This window comes from Psychrosphaera aestuarii, from assembly GCF_017948405.1.
Lineage (GTDB): Bacteria > Pseudomonadota > Gammaproteobacteria > Enterobacterales > Alteromonadaceae > Psychrosphaera > Psychrosphaera aestuarii.
The window spans coordinates 733,004-751,610 of record NZ_CP072844.1; the positions used below are offsets into that span (position 1 = coordinate 733,004).

The window sequence follows — 18,607 nt, forward strand, 5'->3', positions numbered from 1 at the left end:
TATCAAAGCAGCTTTCGGGCTGCTTTGTAGTAATTACTTATAGATGTTTCTATTTTAGTTTTCTCAAATAGAATACACTGAATAAATTCAACTTAATCAGATTCTTAGAAAGGTTTTTAATATGCGTCCAAGCGGAAGAACAACAGCCCAAATTCGTCCTGTTACTATTACTCGTAACTTCACAGCATACGCTGAAGGGTCTGTGTTAATTGAAATTGGCGACACTAAAGTTTTATGTAATGCCACTGTTGAAACGGGTGTTCCTCGTTTTATGAAAGGCCAAGGTAAAGGCTGGGTTACTGCTGAATATGGCATGTTACCTCGTTCAACTCATACGCGTAATCAGCGTGAAGCGGCAAAAGGCAAACAGTCGGGTCGTACACTAGAGATATCACGTTTAATTGCTCGTTCATTACGTGCAGCAATCGATTTATCAGCATTGGGTGAAAATACTATTACCGTTGACTGTGATGTGATTCAAGCGGATGGAGGCACTCGTACTGCGTCTATCACAGGTGCGTGTGTTGCACTTGTTGATGCGATTAATTACATGCGCAAAGAAAACATCATTAAAACAAACCCACTTAAGCATATGATTGCAGCTATTTCTGTTGGTGTTTACAAAGGCACACCAATTGCTGACTTAGAGTATTTAGAAGACTCTGAAGCAGAAACAGATATGAATGTAATCATGACTGAAGATGGTCGTTTAATTGAAGTGCAAGGTACGGCGGAAGAAGAGCCTTTTACCTTTGACGAAATGAATGAAATGATGAGCCTAGCTAAAAATGCTATCGGCGAGTTAGTTGATGAGCAGAAAAAAGCGTTGGCGTAATTTACTGTAAAATTTAATTTTTCAGCTATTTTAAGAAGTCGCCGTTTGAATAAAATGCGCGACTTTTGTGTATCTGGATTATGATTTATTAAACGATAAAGTAGAGTTCGAAGTAGGAGAATGAAGTGAAAGATTATCAGAAGGCGTTTATTGAGTTTGCGTTAGAAAAACAAGTGTTAAAGTTTGGTGAATTCACCCTCAAATCTGGCCGCACTAGCCCGTACTTTTTTAATGCTGGACTTTTTAATACAGGACGCGACTTAGCACGCTTAGGCCGATTTTATGCCGCTGCGTTGGTAGACTCTGGTATTTCATACGATGTTCTATTTGGTCCTGCTTATAAAGGCATTCCTATTGCCACGACAACTGCAGTGGCATTAGCAGATCATCACGATCACGACACGCCATACTGCTTTAATCGCAAAGAAGCAAAAACTCATGGTGAAGGCGGCAGTTTAGTGGGTGCAGAGCTTAAAGGTAACATCATGCTGGTTGACGATGTAATTACTGCTGGCACTGCAATTCGTGAATCTATGACTATTATTGAACAAGCTGGCGCGGCCTTATCGGGTGTTTTAATTGCGCTTGATCGTCAAGAAAAAGGTAAAGGTGAGCTGTCTGCCATTCAAGAAGTTGAGCGCGACTTTGGCACAAAAGTAATTTCAATTGTTACCTTAACCGACGTAGTCAGTTTCTTAAAAGAAAGCCCAGATTTTGCCGAGTTTTTACCAAGCGTAGAAGCGTATCGAGCTCAGTACGGTATCTGAGCTTCGGACAAGCCGAGAAGCTATCGTATCACCGCTACTAATTTCAAAGGATAGGTCATGAGAACGTTATACCCAGAAATTAAAGTTAACCAAACTTATATGCTTGATGTAGGTGACGGTCATACCCTTTATGTTGAAGAGTCTGGAAATCCAGAGGGTATTCCAGTTATTCATTGTCATGGTGGACCCGGCGGTGGCAGTTCGCCAACACAAAGGCGTTTTTACGATCCAGAAAAGTATCGCATTATATTATTTGATCAACGTGGTTGTGGGCAGTCAACTCCTCTTGCTGCGACGGACATTACCGCGACTTGGAACAATACAATAAGTCATATTATTCGTGATATGGAAACGATAAGAGACCACTTATCTATTACTCGTTGGGTGGTGACTGGAGGCTCTTGGGGCACTACGGTTGCCTTGTTGTATGCAATTCGAAATCCTGCTGTGGTACAGGCTATTATTTTGCGTGGTGTATTCTTGGGTCGACAGCAAGATCTAAATTGGTTGTTTGGTGCAACGGAAGGAGCGAGCCAAATATTCCCTGAGTACTACGCAAAATTTATCAAAGACGTTCCGTCCGATTCAGTAGAAGAAACGCTCGAGTACTACAAAGACAAGTTGATGGGTGATAATGATTTTGAACAGCTTGCTGCCGCTAAAAAGTTTGGCGCATGGGAGGCAAATATGATGGAGTTAAATTATCATTTGTCTCACCATGATTCACCTCATAAAGAGTTGTTAACAATGGCTATTTTGTACTGCCATTATTTTACAAACCATTGTTTTATTTATGAGTCTGAAATACTGAGTGAAATAGCCGCGATTCAACATATTCCCGGATATATTGTGCATGGTCGAAACGATGTGATATGCAAACCCGAGGGTGCGTTTGTGCTAAATAGTGCATGGACTGCAAGTGTGCTAGAAATGGTTCCAGCAGCCGGACATGCTTCAGTTGAGCCTGGTATTGTGGATGGTTTGATTAGAGCGAGTCAAAAAGTTGCTCGGTTTATTAACGAGAAAAAGTAAAAGTAGTGGTAGTAACGTGATTGGATTAATTCAGCGAGTAAGTCAGGCAAAAGTTGAAATAGCCGGTGATATATCGGGGCAGATTGACGGTGGTTTATTAGTGTTGCTTGGGGTTGAACAAGATGACGATGAAGCAAAAGCAAAAAAGCTAGCAGAACGTATAAGCAAATATCGAATATTTAATGACGAAAACGGCAAAATGAATTTAAACGTTCAACAAGTTAAAGGCTCGTTATTAGTAGTTTCGCAATTTACCCTAGTCGCCGATACCAAATCAGGTAATCGTCCAGGTTTCTCTCGAGGGGCAACACCTGAACATGGCAAGGCGATTTACGAGTATTTTGTCGAGTACTGCAAAACACTTGGTCTGCCAGTCGAGACCGGGCAGTTTGGAGCGGATATGCAAGTATCACTAGTTAATGACGGACCTGTGACATTTTCATTATCGGTATAAAGACTAATCCTCAACAAAACAAAACAAAACAAAACAAAACAAAACAAAACAAAACAAAACAAAACAAAAAATAATAATAAAACAGGAGTGTGCGCGGTGGGATTTTTAAAATTAATTACTGTATTAGTCGCTGGAGTAGCTTTGGCTATGAGCGGTTATTTGTATCAATTAATAGATCAAACTAACTTTTTTAACCAATCAATAGAAATTCCAGCCGATCAGATTTGGATGTACCACTTAGTCGCTGCGATTGTAATTGTGTGGTTAGTGATAAGTTTGTTTTTGAAGCTACTTCCGCCATTATTAATAGTGGGCTTGCTTATTGTAGCAGTAGGCAGCGAGGGCATGTTTGTTGGGCTTAATTTTAACGGCACAATTGTTGAGCAATCAGAGTTTATGGAAAAATTAGAAAATAGCGCTGAAGACTTAATGAAGAAGGCTGAAGACTTACTAGATAACTAGATAACTAGATAACTGTATTTTCTATAAAGGCCGGCTTATGTCGGCCTTATTTATTTTTGATTTGTTCAGCAATGTTATGTTGCTCAATCTCTTTGGGGAATACATATGCTGTTAATTTTGAATCAGTGTTGTCAGCAGGCGCTTTATGCGCAAGGTAAATATGATTCAGCATCCCGGGCACGGCAAAAAGTTTAACAGGGCCATTAAACGCATGTTCAATATTGTGCGCTATGGTTCGTAACACCTCGCCTTCTGATTTTAAACAATTAAAAATAAGCCATCCATCTTCATTTATTAACTGATAGCAACGTTTAAAAAAACAATCATCAAATACTTGTTCTGGTTCGCTTGAACCAAGAAATAAGTCTACCACTAACCAGTCAAAGCTCTGCTCATTGGCGAGAGCAGCATCAATATAAACAAAGGCGTCGGCAGCAATAATATTTAGATCAGCAGACTCAGGCATATACTGTACTACCGCGTTGATAACTTCTTGGCTATATTCAATACTCGTAAAATTTATTTGCGGCTGAGTGAGTGCCAGATACCGTTGCATAGACTGACCGCCACCACCAAGCTCTAGTATTGAAGTTGGGATTTTATGGTGGACTTGCGGCAACATCATGGTCAGGGTATGGGCTAGAACCGGTCTATATGGTGCGTGTAATTGGCAGGCGCTCTGAACCACGCCGTTTATTTCTAACCAAATATGGTGTTGATTTTGCAAGACTTCTAATCTGAAGTCAGTACACTGATAAAAATAGAGTTGTTGTTCAGCGGCGAAACTGTAGGTGATTTGCGTCGCATCCATAGATAGTTTTAAATACCGTAAGCTATTTTTAATACTTCTAAGCATAACAATAAGTTGCCTGTGCGCAACAGAGAAAATTTAGAGGATAAAATATGTATCAAGTTGTCGCCCCCCAAACTGAAGAAGAATGGGAACAGTATTATGAAATTCGCTGGCAAATACTCAGAGCTCCGCTGCAACAACCGAGAGGTTCAGAAAAAGACGAGTATGAGCAACATGCTTGGCACCGAATGGTTAAAGATGATAACGGCAAAGTCGTCGGTGTCGCTAGATTACACTTAGTTAGCAATGAAGAAGGGCAAATACGCTATATGGCGGTGGTTGAAGATCACCGTCGACGAGGTTTAGCCACTATGATGCTTGAATCACTTGAAGCCATAGGTCGACAAGAAGGTGTTGAGAGAGTCATTTTAAATGCACGCACTTCAGCAACTAATTTTTACGAGAATTTAGGTTATCAAGTAACGGGTGATGCGCCAGAAATCTTCGGCTCTATTCCCCATGTTCAAATGTGCAAGCCTCTTGATAAGGTGGAAGTCATCATTCGCCATCCGCAATGGTGCGTAGATTTACAAAACATATGGCATCAACAAATTCCTATTACGCAGTTAATGGGAATTAGAGTGTATCAATATACTGGTGATACGTTTGAAACGCGTGCCGCGCTCAATCCAAATATGAATCTTCATGGCACTATGTTTGCGGGAAGTATTTACTCACTTGCTACTTTAACCGGTTGGGGATTAGTGCACTTAACCATGAAAGAAAATGAGGTTGACGGCGATATTGTATTAGCCGATGCCAACATTCATTACCATAAGCCGGTTACTGAACTACCTCGTTGTATTGCTCATTTTGAGCATGTTAAAGGAGACTTTGAACCACTAAAAGAGAATAAAAAAGCGCGTATTCACGTGCAAGTTGATGTGATGGACGATCAAGTGAAAGTCGCAGAGTTTAGTGGCCAGTATGTGGTTATTCCAACAAAGAAGACGAACTAGAATGAATCAAAGAGTAGGCATTATTGGTGGTGGTTTCGTTGGCCGAGCATTAGCAGAGTCATTAAACAAGTCAAAATACAAGGTTAAGCTGTCTTTTAGGTCAAATAAGCCAGAATCATTGATTTTAGGGGTTGAATATTATTATTGTGATGTTCAAGAGTCCACGATAAAAGCTGAGGATCCTTTATTTGAAGTCGATTCACTCGTTATTTGTATTCCCCCAGGGTTTCGTCAGGATATGGGTGATTCTTATACAGCCAAGATAAAATCCTTAGTCGAAAAGGCCGAAAGTAGTAATGTCAAACAGGTTATTTTTACAAGTTCAATTGGAATTTATTCTAAAGACGGTATTAATGATGAAAATACTGACCTCGACTTGTCTGTAAATAAGGTGAGGGTCTTACACAGCGCGGAACAGACGGTTTTACAAAGTAGGTTACAATATAAACAGGTGTTAAGATTAGGTGGACTCATTGGCGGTAGTCGTCATCCAGGACGATTTAAAGTACCTATTACCCAAACGAATGCTAATGAAGCGGTAAACATGGTGATGTTACAAGATGTGGTTGGTTCAATTGAAACTGTCATTGAAGATATAAAGAATAACGAAGTATCGCCACAGGCAATTTTAAACGTTGTTGCACCGCACCATCCAAATAAGCAAAGCTTCTATCGTTATGCTAGGCAAAAGTTAAATACGCTAGATGGAATGCCTATTATTAACGACTACCAACCAGCAGATGAAACTCAGAATAATAGTGGCCCAATTGGGCGTGTGGTGCAGGGTGATCAAATTACCAAGGTGTTTGCTTTTACGTATCAGGTAGACAGCTTTTTTACCGCTTTTTAATTGTCTTGGTTACGACTTAACGATGTTTAGCTAAATATTTATCGAGTTGGTTGGCAAACTGTTGCTTATCTTTGTCGCCATATTTAGCTTGGCCACCTGATTGCACGCCACTTGCTCTCATGGTGTCCATAAAGTCTCTAATGTTCAGTCGCTGTTTTATGTTTTCAGTAGTGTAAAGTTCGCCCCTTGGGTTTAACGCAATGGCTTTTTTATCAATGACTTCTGATGCTAACGGTATATCAGCGGTGATCACTAAATCGCCTTCCTGAGCTTGCTCAACTATATAGTTATCGGCGACATCAAAACCTGAACTTACTTGCATGCTTTTTATTACTAACGATGGAGGAGTGGCGATGTATTGATTTGCCACTAAAATAAGTGGTGTTTTAGTGCGCTCGGCAGCTTTAAACAATATTTCTTTTACAGGCACTGGACAAGCGTCTGCATCTACCCAAATAGTCATGGTATGGTCTCTTGCTAATTATGGCTGCAGTGTATGTTATTCGTTAGAAGCTTGCAAAACAGAAATGCCACCAAAAAATAACAATCTTTTGTAAGATATCGCGTTAAAAGGCAATGATATGAAATTAATCAAAATCATTCTGCAATCTCTATGGCTATTTGCCCTGCTTAGCTCATATAATTGCCAAGCGTTGTCTAATTTATCAAATGACATGAAGGATTTTATGCTCGATTTTAAGCGTGAACCACAGTTTAGTAAGTTTATCTCTGAGACGATAGAGCCCTTTTGGGAGCGTTACGCAACGCCAGGTCAGTTCATTAACCGTCAAGGTTTAACCATTCATTTTGTTGAAGTTGGTAACGATGACGCGTCACACACAATTGTGATTTCCCCGGGTCGAGTTGAAGGTTATCTAAAATATAAAGAGCTCGCTTTTGATTTTGTTTCGCAAGGCTTTAGAGTCTTTATTATTGATCATCAAGGGCAGGGCTTATCATCTCGCCTATTAGTAAATCGCGAAAAAGGCCATGTACAACACTTTGACGATTATTCTAGTGATTTTAATCAGTTTTTAACTGAGATTGTTGAGCCGAAAGTGGTGGGTAGTTTGTCTTTAGTTGCTCATTCTATGGGATCTGCAATTGCACTAAGATATTTGCAAACACATCAACACAAGATCAATAAAGCTATTTTTTCATCGCCAATGTGGGGGTTGCCGACTGGACCCATTCCTGCGACGGTGTTAAAGCCTATGGTAAAATCAGCGGCATGGCTGGTTGAGCAGGTTAAGCCACAAAGCCCTTACTTTGTGGGAAGCATGGATTATGAAGCTTTACCGTTTGATAGTAATCCTCTTACTCACTGCAAAGTGCGCTATCAGTATTTTCGAGATACCTACGAGAAAAATCCAGACTTGAAGCTCGGCGGTATTACCTACAGCTGGGTATTAGCGTCTATTAACGCTTTAGACAAAGCGTATGAGCAATTAGACCGGGTGAATATTCCTGTGATGGTATTTCAAGCCGGCGATGACAATGTGGTTGATAACAGTGCGCAAGATAAATTTTGTGAACGCTTAAAAGAAGTCGGGAACGAGTGTGAAACAGGTGTGCCTATCGTTATGAAAGGTGCTCGTCACGAAATATTTATAGAACAAGATACTATACGCAATAAGGCGCTGAGCAAGGTGCTTAAGTTTATAAGAGAATAACACGGCTTTACTCGTACAAAAACTTGGCTTCTCTGAACATAACCCAAGATGCAATAACATACTTGTCGTTTGATATTGGCGTCAGTCCTCTGTGGGTGTGTGTAAAGTCACAAGGCGCTAATATTAGGCTGCCAGTCGCGGGCTTAACTTTGGCTTGTTGATAAAAAAATTCCGTTTCCCCACCATCTGCAATGTCATTTAAATAGAATAAAATGAGCAGGCTACGTCTAAGTGAACGCTGAGTTGTGTCGGTTGGATGCGGAAAGTGTTCGGAATGCCAATGTGGGTATCCACCTTGTTGTTTTTGGTATTTTTGAATATTCAGAATATCGAGTTCGTAAATTCTAGAAGCAATTTGGCTTATTTGTTCGTCTGACAAAGTGTTAACGTGCTCGTGGGATAAGGTTTTAACTTCACCGGTATGTGGATCTTGAAATGACGTGGATAGCGCGCCAGTTAATAACATAGGATGCATGCGTACGTATTGCACTAGAGCCTTGAGTAAAGTTTGAGATAAGGCGTTTTGGATAGGCTGCCAACTTTGGTGATGGTTGATGGTCAGATCAAGACTGTTCTTTTTAGATATATCAACGCCGTTGCCGGTTCTGCCAGGGTGTTTATTGGCATCATTTTCAAATTGATTAATAATTTGCTGACAGAAATCGGGTGATAATGCATTTTTAAACTCTAAAATAAACTGACTCATACTGCATGCCTTTATTGCTTTTAACTGAGTAATGCACGCAATGTGTCATGTTCTAACATATAATGTCAAAAATTCGAGCCAACAGGCTAGTTAATCTTATAAATTTAGTGAAGAGAGCAGTATGCTTAACATTGTTTTATTTCAACCAGAAATCCCACCAAACACAGGTAATATCGTACGCTTGTGCGCCAATAGCGGTTTTCAACTTCATTTAATTGAGCCGCTGGGTTTTGATCTTGATGAGAAAAAAGTACGTCGAGCAGGACTTGATTATCATGAATTTACTAAAGTAAAGCGCTATCCAAACTTTCAAGCTTATGTTGACGCAAACCCTGGTAGTCATTTATATGCCTGCACAACCAAAGGGCAAGGTTATCATAGTGACGTTGCTTACAAGCCTGGCGATAGTTTGGTGTTTGGACCAGAAACTAGAGGCCTACCGGACGATGTGTTGGCCTTGATTGGTCAACAAAATTGGGTGAAAATTCCAATGCAACCCGATAGCCGAAGCATGAACTTATCAAACGCGGTATCGGTATTTGTCTATGAATCATGGCGCCAATTAGGCTACGAAGGGGCAAAGTAAGCTAAAAAACTGATTTAATTGCTATTTACTTGGCACTTTACTGTACTACATCTATGCTTAATTGACGGTATATTTGGCTTATAGTACGGGAAGAGTGCCTTGCTGTTGATCAATCCCCACCAAATTTTTAACTTGTTTTACAAGCTACTACATTTCAGCAGTGACCTTGTCGCGCCTGCACTTCTAAAGTCTGATGAACCTCCACAAGTAGAGGAGTCTATTAATTTACTCATCACTCACGATACATTCATGATCGTAATTACCTTATTTTTCGCAGTGATCTTTTTAATTGTAATGTACGGTCGTTGGCTCAAAGTAAAGTTGGCTTTTCAGGCAACAAGCAAACAGTCTTTTATCGATTCACTACTATCAAATACAAAAGAGGGTATTTGGATTGCCAACAAAGATCGAGAAATTGAAAAGGTAAACGTTGCTTACACAGATATTATGGGTTTTGATGAATCTGAAACAACGGGTAAATGCTTTAAGGTTTTTAAGGACGAAGGTCGAAATTACGAAGTTGAAAATATTATTTGGCAAGAAGTGGTAAAAACGGGTTTTTGGCACGGTGAAATCTGGACTGTAACTAAAGACGGACATCGAATATCCGTAGATATGTCAGTGACACGAGTGGCCACAGAACAAAAGTTTACTGGCCAAGTAGACGTAAAATACGTAGGCATGATGTTTGATGTGACTGATCGTAAATATAACGAACGGGCTTTACATCAACTTGCAACACGAGATCAATTAACTGAGTTGCCGAACCGAACACTATTTGTCGAATATATTAAACACTCTATCGCCACAATTCAGCCGACGTTACCGCACTTTGCGGTGGTGTTTATTGATATTGATAATTTTAAAAAAGTTAATGCAAACGTAGGGTTACTGCAAGGCGATACTATTATTGGGCTTGTAGCAGAGCGTTTACAAAAGCAGTTAGATGCAAGTGTTACGCTCGCTCGATTAGGAGGTGATGAGTTTGCGTTGCTATTGCCAAGTCAATTGTGTGCAAGTCAGCCAATTAATTATATAGAAAAAGTTATTCATGACATTCAATCATGTTTTGTCGAAACTTTTAGATTAGATGATCATGAAGTTAACCTTACTACGAGCATAGGTGTGGCTATTTACCCTACCCATGGCGCGCAGTGTGATGAGTTAATGCGCTGTGCCGATACCGCTCTAAACCGAGTAAAGATTAGCAGTAGAAACGATGCCTTAATCTTTGACCATGTGATGGATGATATTTCCTCGGATAATTTAAACGTTGAAAGTGAGTTAGTAGCGGCCATCAACGGAAATGAGTTATCAGTGCACTACCAGCCTTTATTTCATTCAAAACAAGATCAAATATATGGATTTGAAGCCTTAGTCCGTTGGAATAGCAAAACTCGAGGTGTAGTACCTCCCGGTCAGTTTATCCACATTGCAGAGCAAAATGGACTAATAAGACAGGTTGACTTTTTAGTATTAAAAGAGGCGTTTGCCGCCGCTGAACGGTGGGATGAGTTGGGTTTGATGCGGGGCCGAATCGCGGTGAACATTTCGTCAGTAAACTTTCAGCAAGCTGAATTTGTCAGTCACATCAAAAAGCTAGTCGCTGATGTAAACGGTAACTGTAAGAATATCGAATTAGAGCTGACTGAAACCGCTATGATGATAGATGCGGATACCGTTGCAAAAAACATTTCAATTTTAAAAAGCATGGGGTTCACCATTGCGTTAGATGACTTTGGTACCGGGTTTAGCTCACTTGGCCACTTAAAACAATTTGATATTGATAAAGTTAAAATAGATCGCTCTTTTATTCACGAAATAGAGTTTAATGAGCAAGACCGAAATATAGCATCGGTAATTATACAGCTGGCGCACCATTTGCGACTTGATGTGGTTGCAGAGGGTATAGAGAACGAGCAACAAGCTTATTTGTTGCATGTTATGGGATGTCACCGTATGCAAGGGTATTTATTTAGTCGCCCGCTTACGGAGCCTAAGTTGATAGAATTTTTAAAAAGTGAAGAAAAAAATGTTATGGGCTTGTCAAAACGAATAAAAGTGAGTTAGGAATTTACATGGAGCTTTTGGGTTTATTGAATACTCTGTTTGGCGTTAATCTTGTTATTGCCTGTATGATACTCGCGCTTATTTTATGTTTAAAAAAACATGAGTATTGGTTAGGCTTTTTATCCAACATTTTAGCAGCTAGTTATTGTTTTTGTGCCACACAAGGCATTCTTTCGCCTGACTACCTTCCTGTTTTACTGTTAGCTTCTGTTGCAGCCGCACTGTTTTCTATCCCCCTGATTTGGAAAGATATGTTGTTTAACATTGTAGACCATGCTTATCAGTGGACGTTTTTATTGATAGTGGTCGGCGTTTTAACGATTAATCAGCTGCTACTAAATCAAATCGTCCTCTTTTTAGGTGCATCCATTTTAGTGTCTGCGATTATATTATTTAGAAGTATCCATCAGCATGGAGCGCTGATTCGACGGTTAAATATCGTGAGTAATGAGTTGGAGAGAGCGTCATTTAAAGTAGGGTTTGATCTTTCTACAGGCTTACCGAATAAAAACGGATTTGAAGAACGTATCGATAAATGGATATATGTAAATCCTAAAGTTAAAGTCAATATCGTTGCATTTAAGCTAACTCGCTTTGCGGAGCTGAACCGATTGATTGGTCATAACAATGCTGATTTGGTCAAGCTTCAGTTGGTAAGCCGAATTCGTAAAAAGTTAGAAAGTGTCGCAGAGATTATTCTTCTAAATGATGATAATGGAGAGGCTTATTTCGCCAGCGTTGGCGGTGTAGACTTTGTGGTCGCAATACGCGAAGACTTAAATAATTACGCAACCGAAAATATTATTAGTTTGTTAAACGGGAGTGTTAACGAACCCATCGTTGTGGACTCTACCGCAGTGGATGTTGGTATAGAGTTTGGAGTTTCATGTTATCCGGAACAAGGCAATGCCGTAAGTAGTTTAATCGAAAATGCATTTTTAGCGATGAACCAAGCACATGAAACGAATAGTTCTATTTATTTTGATACTGCGCAGCACACCAAACTCATCAATAAAAAAACCATCATAGTTCAGTTAAAAGAAGACTTCGACTTAGGGCGATTCAGTGTTTATGTCCAACCACAAGTTAATATCAAAACTAGGGAAATAATTGGTGGTGAGCTGTTGGTTCGCTGGAATCGGGAAGGAGAGGGCATCGTTACAGCGAAAGAGTTTATTAGCTTAGCGGAGCAATCAGGAATTATATATCAACTCAATATGTGGACAATAGAAAAGGCGATTCAAACGCTGGCCTCGATGAAAGCTGATGGTTTAGAGCAGACCTTATCGGTAAACGTCTCAAACCGAGAGTTATTACAATCCCATATGGTGGAGTCTATTTTAAATTTGTTAGACGAGTATATGGTTCCACCAGAGCAATTAATAATTGAAATAAAAGAGTCTGCTTTTGCTGAAAATAAATCCAAAGCATTAAAAGTGGCTAGATTGCTCCAACAATCAGGGGTTAAAGTGGCGATTGATGATTTTGGTAAAGACTTTACGGCGATAGAAACATTTAATCACTTTATGCCACACTACTTAAAAATAGACTGTCGCCATATCTCTGACAGTAATAAAGGTAGTCAGCTTAACACCTATACTAATGCGATAATCGGCGTCGCTAAGTCACTAAAAATACCTGTGGTAGCCCATGGCATTGAGTCTGAGCAAACTGAACAACAACTTTTGGATTTAGAGTGCGAAATGGGCCAAGGCTTTTTTTACAGTAAACCTTTTGAGTTGGTTGGCTTTTCTATTTGGTTAGAGCAATGGCGTCGTTCTCTGCAACGCAGAGACTAAAGTTTATTATTGCCAATTAAGTAGCTATAAGTGAGTTGAGTCAGTACCTGCGCAACTTCTAAACTTTTATGGTTTGGCGGTTCATTGCCATCTGGAGCCCCTTCACAGAGATGCAAATACTTATTTTGCGGCAGTCTTGCTAACTGGTTTACATAATACATAGCTTGCTCGGAGCTAAAGCCTGTTGCGCTGTAAGCGCTAGCTGGCATGTGCATAATACTGTCTAAGTCTAGCTCTATACCCACTGCATTTTTATTGTTATTTACATAAGACTTAGATGTCGCAACCGCTTCTTCAAAACGGACACTTCTTTCTACAAACATTTGTTGATAGGTAATAAATGAGAACTCGGCGTCAAGTAAGCCTTTTATTGTATCTGAGTTGTTCTTTTGTTCATGCAAGCCTAATACGCAGTAATGGCTCAGGTGTCCATTATGGTAGGCATATCTAAATGGGTTACCCGAATGTCGACCTTCCATTGCTCTAAAGTCTGCATGCGGATCAAGGTTAACGCATGCCACTGAAGTTTCATTTGCTTTACTAAGTGCTTCGATGATGGGGAAGGCATTATTATGCCCACCACCAATAATTATCGGTTTTAAGCCAAGTAAAAAAATAGGTGCGAGTAACTCTTCTACTCTTTGATCTAATTGGCTGCATAAATCTCTAAGCGAACTGAGTTTGTGGTCAGAAATTGTGGCGACGTTACTTTGTTTCTGTAAATCGCTAACGTCGAGCTGACCAAGCAATAAAACTGAATTCCAATTAAAGAATTGATTGGCTTGCTGACTTAACATCGTTGGTAAATATTGATGCCACGCGTTTTTAGCGCCGCCTTTGCCACAATTTGCTCTTGGTCCAATATCTTCTGGTATACCTAATATAACAAATTCAACGCCTTGCTCTTTTGCATGTTTAAGATTGTCAACGAGTGATAATCCATGCTTAGGAATTAAAATAACATCGGCCACATGGGTTTCGTTATTTCGACGGTTTTGAAATGACTCAATGTCGTTTAGTTCGGTATAAAGAAGGTAATCAGACATTATTCGATATCTAACGGATCGGCTGAAAGAATAGTACCAGTGCTGTCAGCGTATAAATGATCGTCTGGTAAGAAGGTTACACCTGCAAAGTTAACTGCGACATCTTCCTCGCCGGTACCAACGTCATCGGCACTTACTGGAATTGAGTTAAGGGCAAGAATGCCAATATTAATGTCTTCCAATGCATCAACTTCGCGAACGCTGCCGTTACAAACGATGCCTTCCCAGTTGTTTTCAGCGGCTAATTCAGCTATTTCGGCATCAATGAGTCCGCGGCGAGTTGAACCACCACCATCAATGACTAATACACGCCCCCGACCATCTTGGCTAAGTAAGGTAACAATTAAGGCGTTGTCTTCGAAACACTTAACGGTTTGAACTTGGCCACCAAAAGAAGTGATACCGCCGTAATGTTCAAAAAGTGGATCTAGCACATCAACTTGTTCAGCGAAGGTATCGCATAATTCTGATGTATTGTATTGCATAGTTACCCCAATGTTTTTAATTAAAAAGTAGCCAGTCCTTGGTATCTATCCCAAGTATATAATCCAAAACCAGCATTACCAATTGTTTATAAAAAAGAACAGTTAAAGCACATTTTGATAGCTCAATACGTAATTGGTAAAATTTTCTATCCAATCTTAATTAGAGTAATAATTCTAGACTAATTTGCTGTTATTTTAGAATTATATTGCAAAATTCGCAGTTTTATCTATCTTTCCTGTGGGGCGAAGATCCCAATAATAAAAAATAATATCAACAGGATAAAACATGAAACTACTAAAACTATACGCTTTTGCGTTCAGCATGTTGTGCTGTAACGCGTTTGCGAACGAGGGCGTGGCATTAATCCACGGTACCGGAAAGCAAACCGATGCTTATAATGACTATTGGACAGGCTCATTTGTAACTAAAGTGGCCAGTGGATTACCAAACTCAAATAACTACACTGTTATTAATTGTGATTTTGATCAGTTTATGTGGAATGCGGGTGCATCAGGTTGTTTAGCGGAGCAACTTACAACATTTATCAATTCTAAAAATATTAGTAAGTTAACACTTATTACACACTCCAATGGCGGAAACATAGTTCGCTGGATTATGTCGAACCCAACGTGGGACAGTCGATATCCAAATATCATTAATAAAACAGTCAAAGTAATCGCTTTAGCGCCGTCTAGTGGTGGAACGCCATTAGCAGACGCCGTTGTTGCAGGTAATTCATTTGAACAGTCGTTAGGCTGGTTACTTGGTTTTGGTAGTGACGCGGTAAAACAGCAACAGGTGTCTTGGATGGCGTCTTATAACGCTAATTGGTTAAACGGAACACCAGGCCGACCTGCGTTGAGTGCGCCTTTTGAATCTGTGGTCGGTAGTGACGTTGACTCTGCTATTTGGGATGGCGATAGCTATTGTGGTGGATATCAAAATCAAGTGGCCTTAGAAGTAACACAAAATTGGTTAGACTCATGTTCAGATGGTTTCCTTAATTGCTCATCTCAGTCTTTAGCTGGCACGGTATGGTTTACCGATAAGAGTAAAACGCGTGGTCGCGAGCCACTTAGTCATCAGCAAAGCCGACGTGATTGTTTTAATCTTCCGTCATTGATCAGCAACCGTATTTAGGAACATCGTAATGAAAAACTTATTATTAATTTTTGTACCGGTTTTATTACTTGGTTGTAACGCTCAAGACGATGACAGCAGTCAGGTTAACGAGAGTAGCCAAATTGAACAAACGGTGTATCAGTGGGCAAGTGTTCAAAAAGGCGGTACTCCGCAACGCAATGTTGTAAAGACGAGCGATGAGTATTGGCAAACCGTTACTGGACGTGAATTAAAGAAGGGCGTTGCCGTTTATCTAACGACTGACGACAACCTTATTCGCGTTGCACCTAAAGCAAGCTATTATCATGGTCAGGTCTTTAAAGCGAAAGGCATCGATATTGATCAGCTTGAGCTTTTAAATAACAATGCTAAAACTAAATATGACTTAACCGCAACAGCCTCACAAAGTGTCATGCAACAGGCGGGTTTTGATGATGGTAGCGTGGCATTAAAGGGACTTACAAATGGCGATAATGCTATTTTAAAAACGCGCCAAGCACTGTCTGACGATGATGTGTATTTAATTCATGTAAAGGAAAAAAACTCACCACATTTATTAACAATAAAAAGTGGGTTTGAGAAGTCTAATGAAGCTCAACGCCTTCCGGTAGAACTAAGCGTCGGTGATAAAGCTTTGTTAAAAGACGAAATAACCTTGTCACTCATTAGTCCGGTTTCTGAGCAGGTGAACGTACAATACAACGCAGGAACGGCAGAGTTTTCTCAACCTCTTGAGCAACTCGGTGCAATAAACGGCTTTTATGAGATTGAAGCTCGCGTAATGACTGAAATTAAAGGCAAGAAAGTAATGCGTTCGGTAAAAGTACCGTTCACCAATGTTACTACTACGGCTTTGTTAGGTGCGCCTAAGTATCAAACTAATGCAAATAAAGTGGTTGTTAACTTGCCAATTGAAGCTGAAATGCCAGGAAGGTTTGCGATAAAAGCGACATTAGCATCTAAAAATGGTGATGTTGTTACTCAGCTTGCGACTGTAGAGGTGGCTGCGCAAATCGACTCGTTTGAACAGTTATCTTTACCATTTGATATAGCAACCGCACCTAAGGGTGAGTTGTTCTTGATGAATGTAGAGTTGACAGATCAAACCCGAATGATGAAAACCTATCCGAAACTTTAATTCATAAGTGAAGACGGTTGGCTAACTAAACGTTAGCTAACCGTTTAATAAGAGGCTCAATCCTAACCGTAAGTGATTGAGCCTTTTTTATTAGTGTCTAAAGTGACGCATGCCTGTAAATACCATGGCAATACCATGCTCGTCGGCAGCTGCAATAACTTCTTCATCACGCATCGAACCACCTGGTTGAATGATGGCCTTAATACCCGCTTCTGCGGCAGCATCAATACCGTCACGGAATGGGAAGAACGCGTCGGATGCCATTACTGAGCCAGGAACTTCTAGACCTTCGTCGGCTGCTTTTATGCCTGCGATTTTGGCCGAGTAAACGCGGCTCATCTGGCCTGCACCTACACCAATAGTCATCTCATTTTTTGCGTAAACAATGGCGTTGGACTTAACAAATTTAGCCACTTTCCAGCAGAACAACATGTCTTTTAATTGCGCTTCGGTAGGTTGTACTTTTGAAACGATTTTTAAGTCATCAAGAGTGATCATACCTTGGTCTCGGTCTTGAACTAATAAACCACCATTCACTCGTTTAATGTCTGGAGCAGATGTTTTGTCTTTACCTGATAAATCCCACTCACCGCATTCTAATAAACGAACGTTCTTTTTAGCTGAAACAATTTGCACGGCTTCCGGGCTAATTTTAGGTGCGATAATAACTTCAACAAACTGACGAGAAACGATAGCTTCCGCTGTATCTGCGTCTAATTCACGGTTGAAAGCTATAATGCCACCAAATGCTGAAGTTGGATCTGTTTTAAAGGCACGGTCGTAAGCATTTAGAATTGAATCATCGACTGCAACACCACAAGGATTAGCATGTTTAACAATGACACAAGCTGGGCGGTCAAACTCTTTTACGCATTCAAGGGCAGCATCAGTATCGGCAATGTTGTTATACGACAATGCTTTACCTTGTAGTTGCTTAGCCGTTGAAATTGAAGCTTCCATTGGGCCTTGGCTACCGTTTTCAGTATAAAAAGCGGCTTGCTGGTGGCTATTTTCGCCGTAACGCATTTCCAGCTTTTTGGTAAATTGCATATTAACGGTGCGCGAGAACTTGGAATTCTCAACTTCGTCTTTATTGTCTGAATAATCAGGAACCATAGTGCCAAAATAGTTAGCAATCATGCCATCGTATTGTGCTGTGTGTTCAAAAGCTGCAATGGCTAAGTCAAAACGAGTTTCAAAGGTAGTAGCGCCTTGGTTAGCATTTAATTCGTTTGTGATTCGATCATAGTCTTTGGCATTCACAACAATCACGACATCTTTGTGGTTTTTTGCTGCGGCGCGAACCATTGTTGGTCCACCAATATCGATATTCTCGACCGCGTCTTGCAACGTGCAATCTGGGTTTGCAACGGTATTTGCAAATGGGTATAGGTTAACCACGACCATATCGATGGCAGAAATATTATTCTCTGACATCACCGCTTCGTCTTGACCACGACGAGCTAGAATGCCGCCATGAATTTTAGGATGAAGAGTTTTAACGCGACCGTCCATGATTTCTGGGTGACCAGTATGATCTGAAACTTCAATTGCGTTTACGCCGTTTTCTGTAAGTAGTTTGAATGTGCCGCCAGTTGATAATATCTCAACACCGTGAGTTACCAAAGTACGTGCGAATTCTACTATACCAGTTTTGTCTGACACGCTTAGAAGAGCGCGGCGAACAGGTCGTAATGTATCCATTGAGTAGTTAACCTTTATTTTGAGTTAATAGTGAGTTAATTGCTTAGTGAGTATATCGTTATTAA

The 18,607-nt window shown here is 40.2% G+C and carries 19 protein-coding genes; 13 read left to right on the forward strand and 6 right to left on the reverse strand.

Annotated features, from left to right (window positions below; genetic code table 11):
* Positions 1-121: 121 nt before the first annotated feature.
* The 5 genes from rph to J9318_RS03355 all read left to right on the forward strand — a co-directional run bounded on the left by rph (position 122) and on the right by J9318_RS03355 (position 3,550).
* The gene (rph, locus tag J9318_RS03335; RefSeq protein ID WP_210561128.1) at positions 122-835 is read left to right on the forward strand and encodes a ribonuclease PH; all 714 of its coding nucleotides are present in this window, start codon (positions 122-124) and stop codon (positions 833-835) included.
* Positions 836-960: 125 nt separating this feature from the next.
* On the forward strand, positions 961-1,602 hold the full coding sequence (gene pyrE / locus J9318_RS03340; protein ID WP_210561129.1) for an orotate phosphoribosyltransferase: 642 nt from the start codon (positions 961-963) through the stop codon (positions 1,600-1,602).
* Positions 1,603-1,659: 57 nt separating this feature from the next.
* Positions 1,660-2,634 carry a prolyl aminopeptidase gene (gene pip / locus J9318_RS03345; protein WP_210561130.1) on the forward strand — a complete coding sequence of 325 codons (975 nt, stop codon included), beginning with the start codon at positions 1,660-1,662 and terminating at the stop codon, positions 2,632-2,634.
* Between the two features lie 16 nt (positions 2,635-2,650).
* Positions 2,651-3,088: a D-aminoacyl-tRNA deacylase gene (dtd, locus tag J9318_RS03350; protein WP_210561131.1), complete on the forward strand. Its 438-nt coding sequence runs from the start codon at positions 2,651-2,653 to the stop codon at positions 3,086-3,088.
* A gap of 96 nt (positions 3,089-3,184) precedes the next feature.
* Positions 3,185-3,550: a hypothetical protein gene (locus J9318_RS03355; protein ID WP_210561132.1), complete on the forward strand. Its 366-nt coding sequence runs from the start codon at positions 3,185-3,187 to the stop codon at positions 3,548-3,550.
* 46 nt (positions 3,551-3,596) lie between these two features.
* Here the strand turns inward: J9318_RS03355 and J9318_RS03360 are convergent, their stop codons facing one another.
* Complete coding sequence (locus J9318_RS03360) at positions 3,597-4,406, reverse strand: spermidine synthase (RefSeq protein WP_210561133.1); 810 nt, start codon at positions 4,404-4,406, stop codon at positions 3,597-3,599.
* A gap of 47 nt (positions 4,407-4,453) precedes the next feature.
* Between J9318_RS03360 and J9318_RS03365 the strand changes: the two genes are divergently transcribed.
* Both J9318_RS03365 and J9318_RS03370 read left to right on the forward strand, forming a co-directional pair.
* The gene (locus J9318_RS03365) at positions 4,454-5,362 is read left to right on the forward strand and encodes a bifunctional GNAT family N-acetyltransferase/hotdog fold thioesterase (protein ID WP_210561135.1); all 909 of its coding nucleotides are present in this window, start codon (positions 4,454-4,456) and stop codon (positions 5,360-5,362) included.
* A 1-nt stretch (position 5,363) separates the two neighbouring features.
* A complete protein-coding gene (locus J9318_RS03370; RefSeq protein ID WP_210561138.1) occupies positions 5,364-6,212 on the forward strand; it encodes an NAD(P)H-binding protein in 849 nt (282 codons plus the stop codon).
* Between the two features lie 16 nt (positions 6,213-6,228).
* Here the strand turns inward: J9318_RS03370 and J9318_RS03375 are convergent, their stop codons facing one another.
* Positions 6,229-6,675: a YaiI/YqxD family protein gene (locus J9318_RS03375; protein WP_210561140.1), complete on the reverse strand. Its 447-nt coding sequence runs from the start codon at positions 6,673-6,675 to the stop codon at positions 6,229-6,231.
* Between the two features lie 118 nt (positions 6,676-6,793).
* On the opposite strand from J9318_RS03375, the gene J9318_RS03380 reads away from it, so the two are divergent.
* Positions 6,794-7,885 (forward strand): alpha/beta fold hydrolase, encoded by a 1,092-nt coding sequence (locus J9318_RS03380; RefSeq protein WP_210561142.1) that lies wholly within the window; start codon positions 6,794-6,796, stop codon positions 7,883-7,885.
* Positions 7,886-7,892: 7 nt separating this feature from the next.
* On the opposite strand, the gene J9318_RS03385 is transcribed toward J9318_RS03380, so the two are convergent.
* The gene (locus J9318_RS03385) at positions 7,893-8,591 is read right to left on the reverse strand and encodes a 2OG-Fe(II) oxygenase family protein (RefSeq protein WP_210561144.1); all 699 of its coding nucleotides are present in this window, start codon (positions 8,589-8,591) and stop codon (positions 7,893-7,895) included.
* 121 nt (positions 8,592-8,712) lie between these two features.
* On the opposite strand from J9318_RS03385, the gene trmL reads away from it, so the two are divergent.
* The 3 genes from trmL (at position 8,713) to J9318_RS03400 (ending at position 13,046) form a co-directional block, all read left to right on the forward strand.
* Complete coding sequence (trmL, locus tag J9318_RS03390; RefSeq protein WP_210561154.1) at positions 8,713-9,177, forward strand: tRNA (uridine(34)/cytosine(34)/5-carboxymethylaminomethyluridine(34)-2'-O)-methyltransferase TrmL; 465 nt, start codon at positions 8,713-8,715, stop codon at positions 9,175-9,177.
* A 105-nt stretch (positions 9,178-9,282) separates the two neighbouring features.
* Positions 9,283-11,247, forward strand: coding sequence for a putative bifunctional diguanylate cyclase/phosphodiesterase (locus J9318_RS03395; protein WP_210561156.1), 1,965 nt, complete (start codon positions 9,283-9,285; stop codon positions 11,245-11,247).
* An 8-nt stretch (positions 11,248-11,255) separates the two neighbouring features.
* The gene (locus J9318_RS03400; protein ID WP_210561158.1) at positions 11,256-13,046 is read left to right on the forward strand and encodes a GGDEF domain-containing phosphodiesterase; all 1,791 of its coding nucleotides are present in this window, start codon (positions 11,256-11,258) and stop codon (positions 13,044-13,046) included.
* Here the strand turns inward: J9318_RS03400 and J9318_RS03405 are convergent.
* Entirely contained in the window at positions 13,043-14,092 is a 1,050-nt protein-coding gene (locus tag J9318_RS03405) for a formimidoylglutamase (RefSeq protein WP_210561160.1), read from the reverse strand. The genes J9318_RS03400 and J9318_RS03405 overlap by 4 nt on opposite strands.
* A complete protein-coding gene (gene rraA, locus J9318_RS03410; protein WP_210561167.1) occupies positions 14,092-14,577 on the reverse strand; it encodes a ribonuclease E activity regulator RraA in 486 nt (161 codons plus the stop codon). The genes J9318_RS03405 and rraA overlap by 1 nt, the downstream gene beginning before the upstream one ends.
* 286 nt (positions 14,578-14,863) lie before the next feature.
* Here rraA and J9318_RS03415 point away from each other — a divergent pair, with 286 nt between their 5' ends.
* Together J9318_RS03415 and J9318_RS03420 are read left to right on the forward strand one after the other, a co-directional pair.
* Entirely contained in the window at positions 14,864-15,718 is an 855-nt protein-coding gene (locus J9318_RS03415; protein ID WP_210561169.1) for a lipase family protein, read from the forward strand.
* Positions 15,719-15,728: 10 nt separating this feature from the next.
* Positions 15,729-16,838 (forward strand): DUF4785 domain-containing protein, encoded by a 1,110-nt coding sequence (locus J9318_RS03420; RefSeq protein WP_210561174.1) that lies wholly within the window; start codon positions 15,729-15,731, stop codon positions 16,836-16,838.
* A 90-nt stretch (positions 16,839-16,928) separates the two neighbouring features.
* On the opposite strand, the gene purH is transcribed toward J9318_RS03420, so the two are convergent.
* The gene (gene purH / locus J9318_RS03425) at positions 16,929-18,542 is read right to left on the reverse strand and encodes a bifunctional phosphoribosylaminoimidazolecarboxamide formyltransferase/IMP cyclohydrolase (RefSeq protein ID WP_210561176.1); all 1,614 of its coding nucleotides are present in this window, start codon (positions 18,540-18,542) and stop codon (positions 16,929-16,931) included.
* Positions 18,543-18,607: the final 65 nt, after the last annotated feature.

Coding starts and splice junctions, on each gene's coding strand:
- rph (WP_210561128.1), top strand. CDS start 122: ATGCGTCCAAGCGGAAGAACAACAGCCCAAATTCGTCCTGTTACTATT.
- pip (WP_210561130.1), top strand. CDS start 1,660: ATGAGAACGTTATACCCAGAAATTAAAGTTAACCAAACTTATATGCTT.
- J9318_RS03360 (WP_210561133.1), bottom strand. CDS start 4,406: ATGCTTAGAAGTATTAAAAATAGCTTACGGTATTTAAAACTATCTATG.
- J9318_RS03365 (WP_210561135.1), top strand. CDS start 4,454: ATGTATCAAGTTGTCGCCCCCCAAACTGAAGAAGAATGGGAACAGTAT.
- J9318_RS03370 (WP_210561138.1), top strand. CDS start 5,364: ATGAATCAAAGAGTAGGCATTATTGGTGGTGGTTTCGTTGGCCGAGCA.
- J9318_RS03375 (WP_210561140.1), bottom strand. CDS start 6,675: ATGACTATTTGGGTAGATGCAGACGCTTGTCCAGTGCCTGTAAAAGAA.
- J9318_RS03380 (WP_210561142.1), top strand. CDS start 6,794: ATGAAATTAATCAAAATCATTCTGCAATCTCTATGGCTATTTGCCCTG.
- J9318_RS03385 (WP_210561144.1), bottom strand. CDS start 8,591: ATGAGTCAGTTTATTTTAGAGTTTAAAAATGCATTATCACCCGATTTC.
- trmL (WP_210561154.1), top strand. CDS start 8,713: ATGCTTAACATTGTTTTATTTCAACCAGAAATCCCACCAAACACAGGT.
- J9318_RS03400 (WP_210561158.1), top strand. CDS start 11,256: ATGGAGCTTTTGGGTTTATTGAATACTCTGTTTGGCGTTAATCTTGTT.
- J9318_RS03405 (WP_210561160.1), bottom strand. CDS start 14,092: ATGTCTGATTACCTTCTTTATACCGAACTAAACGACATTGAGTCATTT.
- rraA (WP_210561167.1), bottom strand. CDS start 14,577: ATGCAATACAATACATCAGAATTATGCGATACCTTCGCTGAACAAGTT.
- J9318_RS03415 (WP_210561169.1), top strand. CDS start 14,864: ATGAAACTACTAAAACTATACGCTTTTGCGTTCAGCATGTTGTGCTGT.
- J9318_RS03420 (WP_210561174.1), top strand. CDS start 15,729: ATGAAAAACTTATTATTAATTTTTGTACCGGTTTTATTACTTGGTTGT.
- purH (WP_210561176.1), bottom strand. CDS start 18,542: ATGGATACATTACGACCTGTTCGCCGCGCTCTTCTAAGCGTGTCAGAC.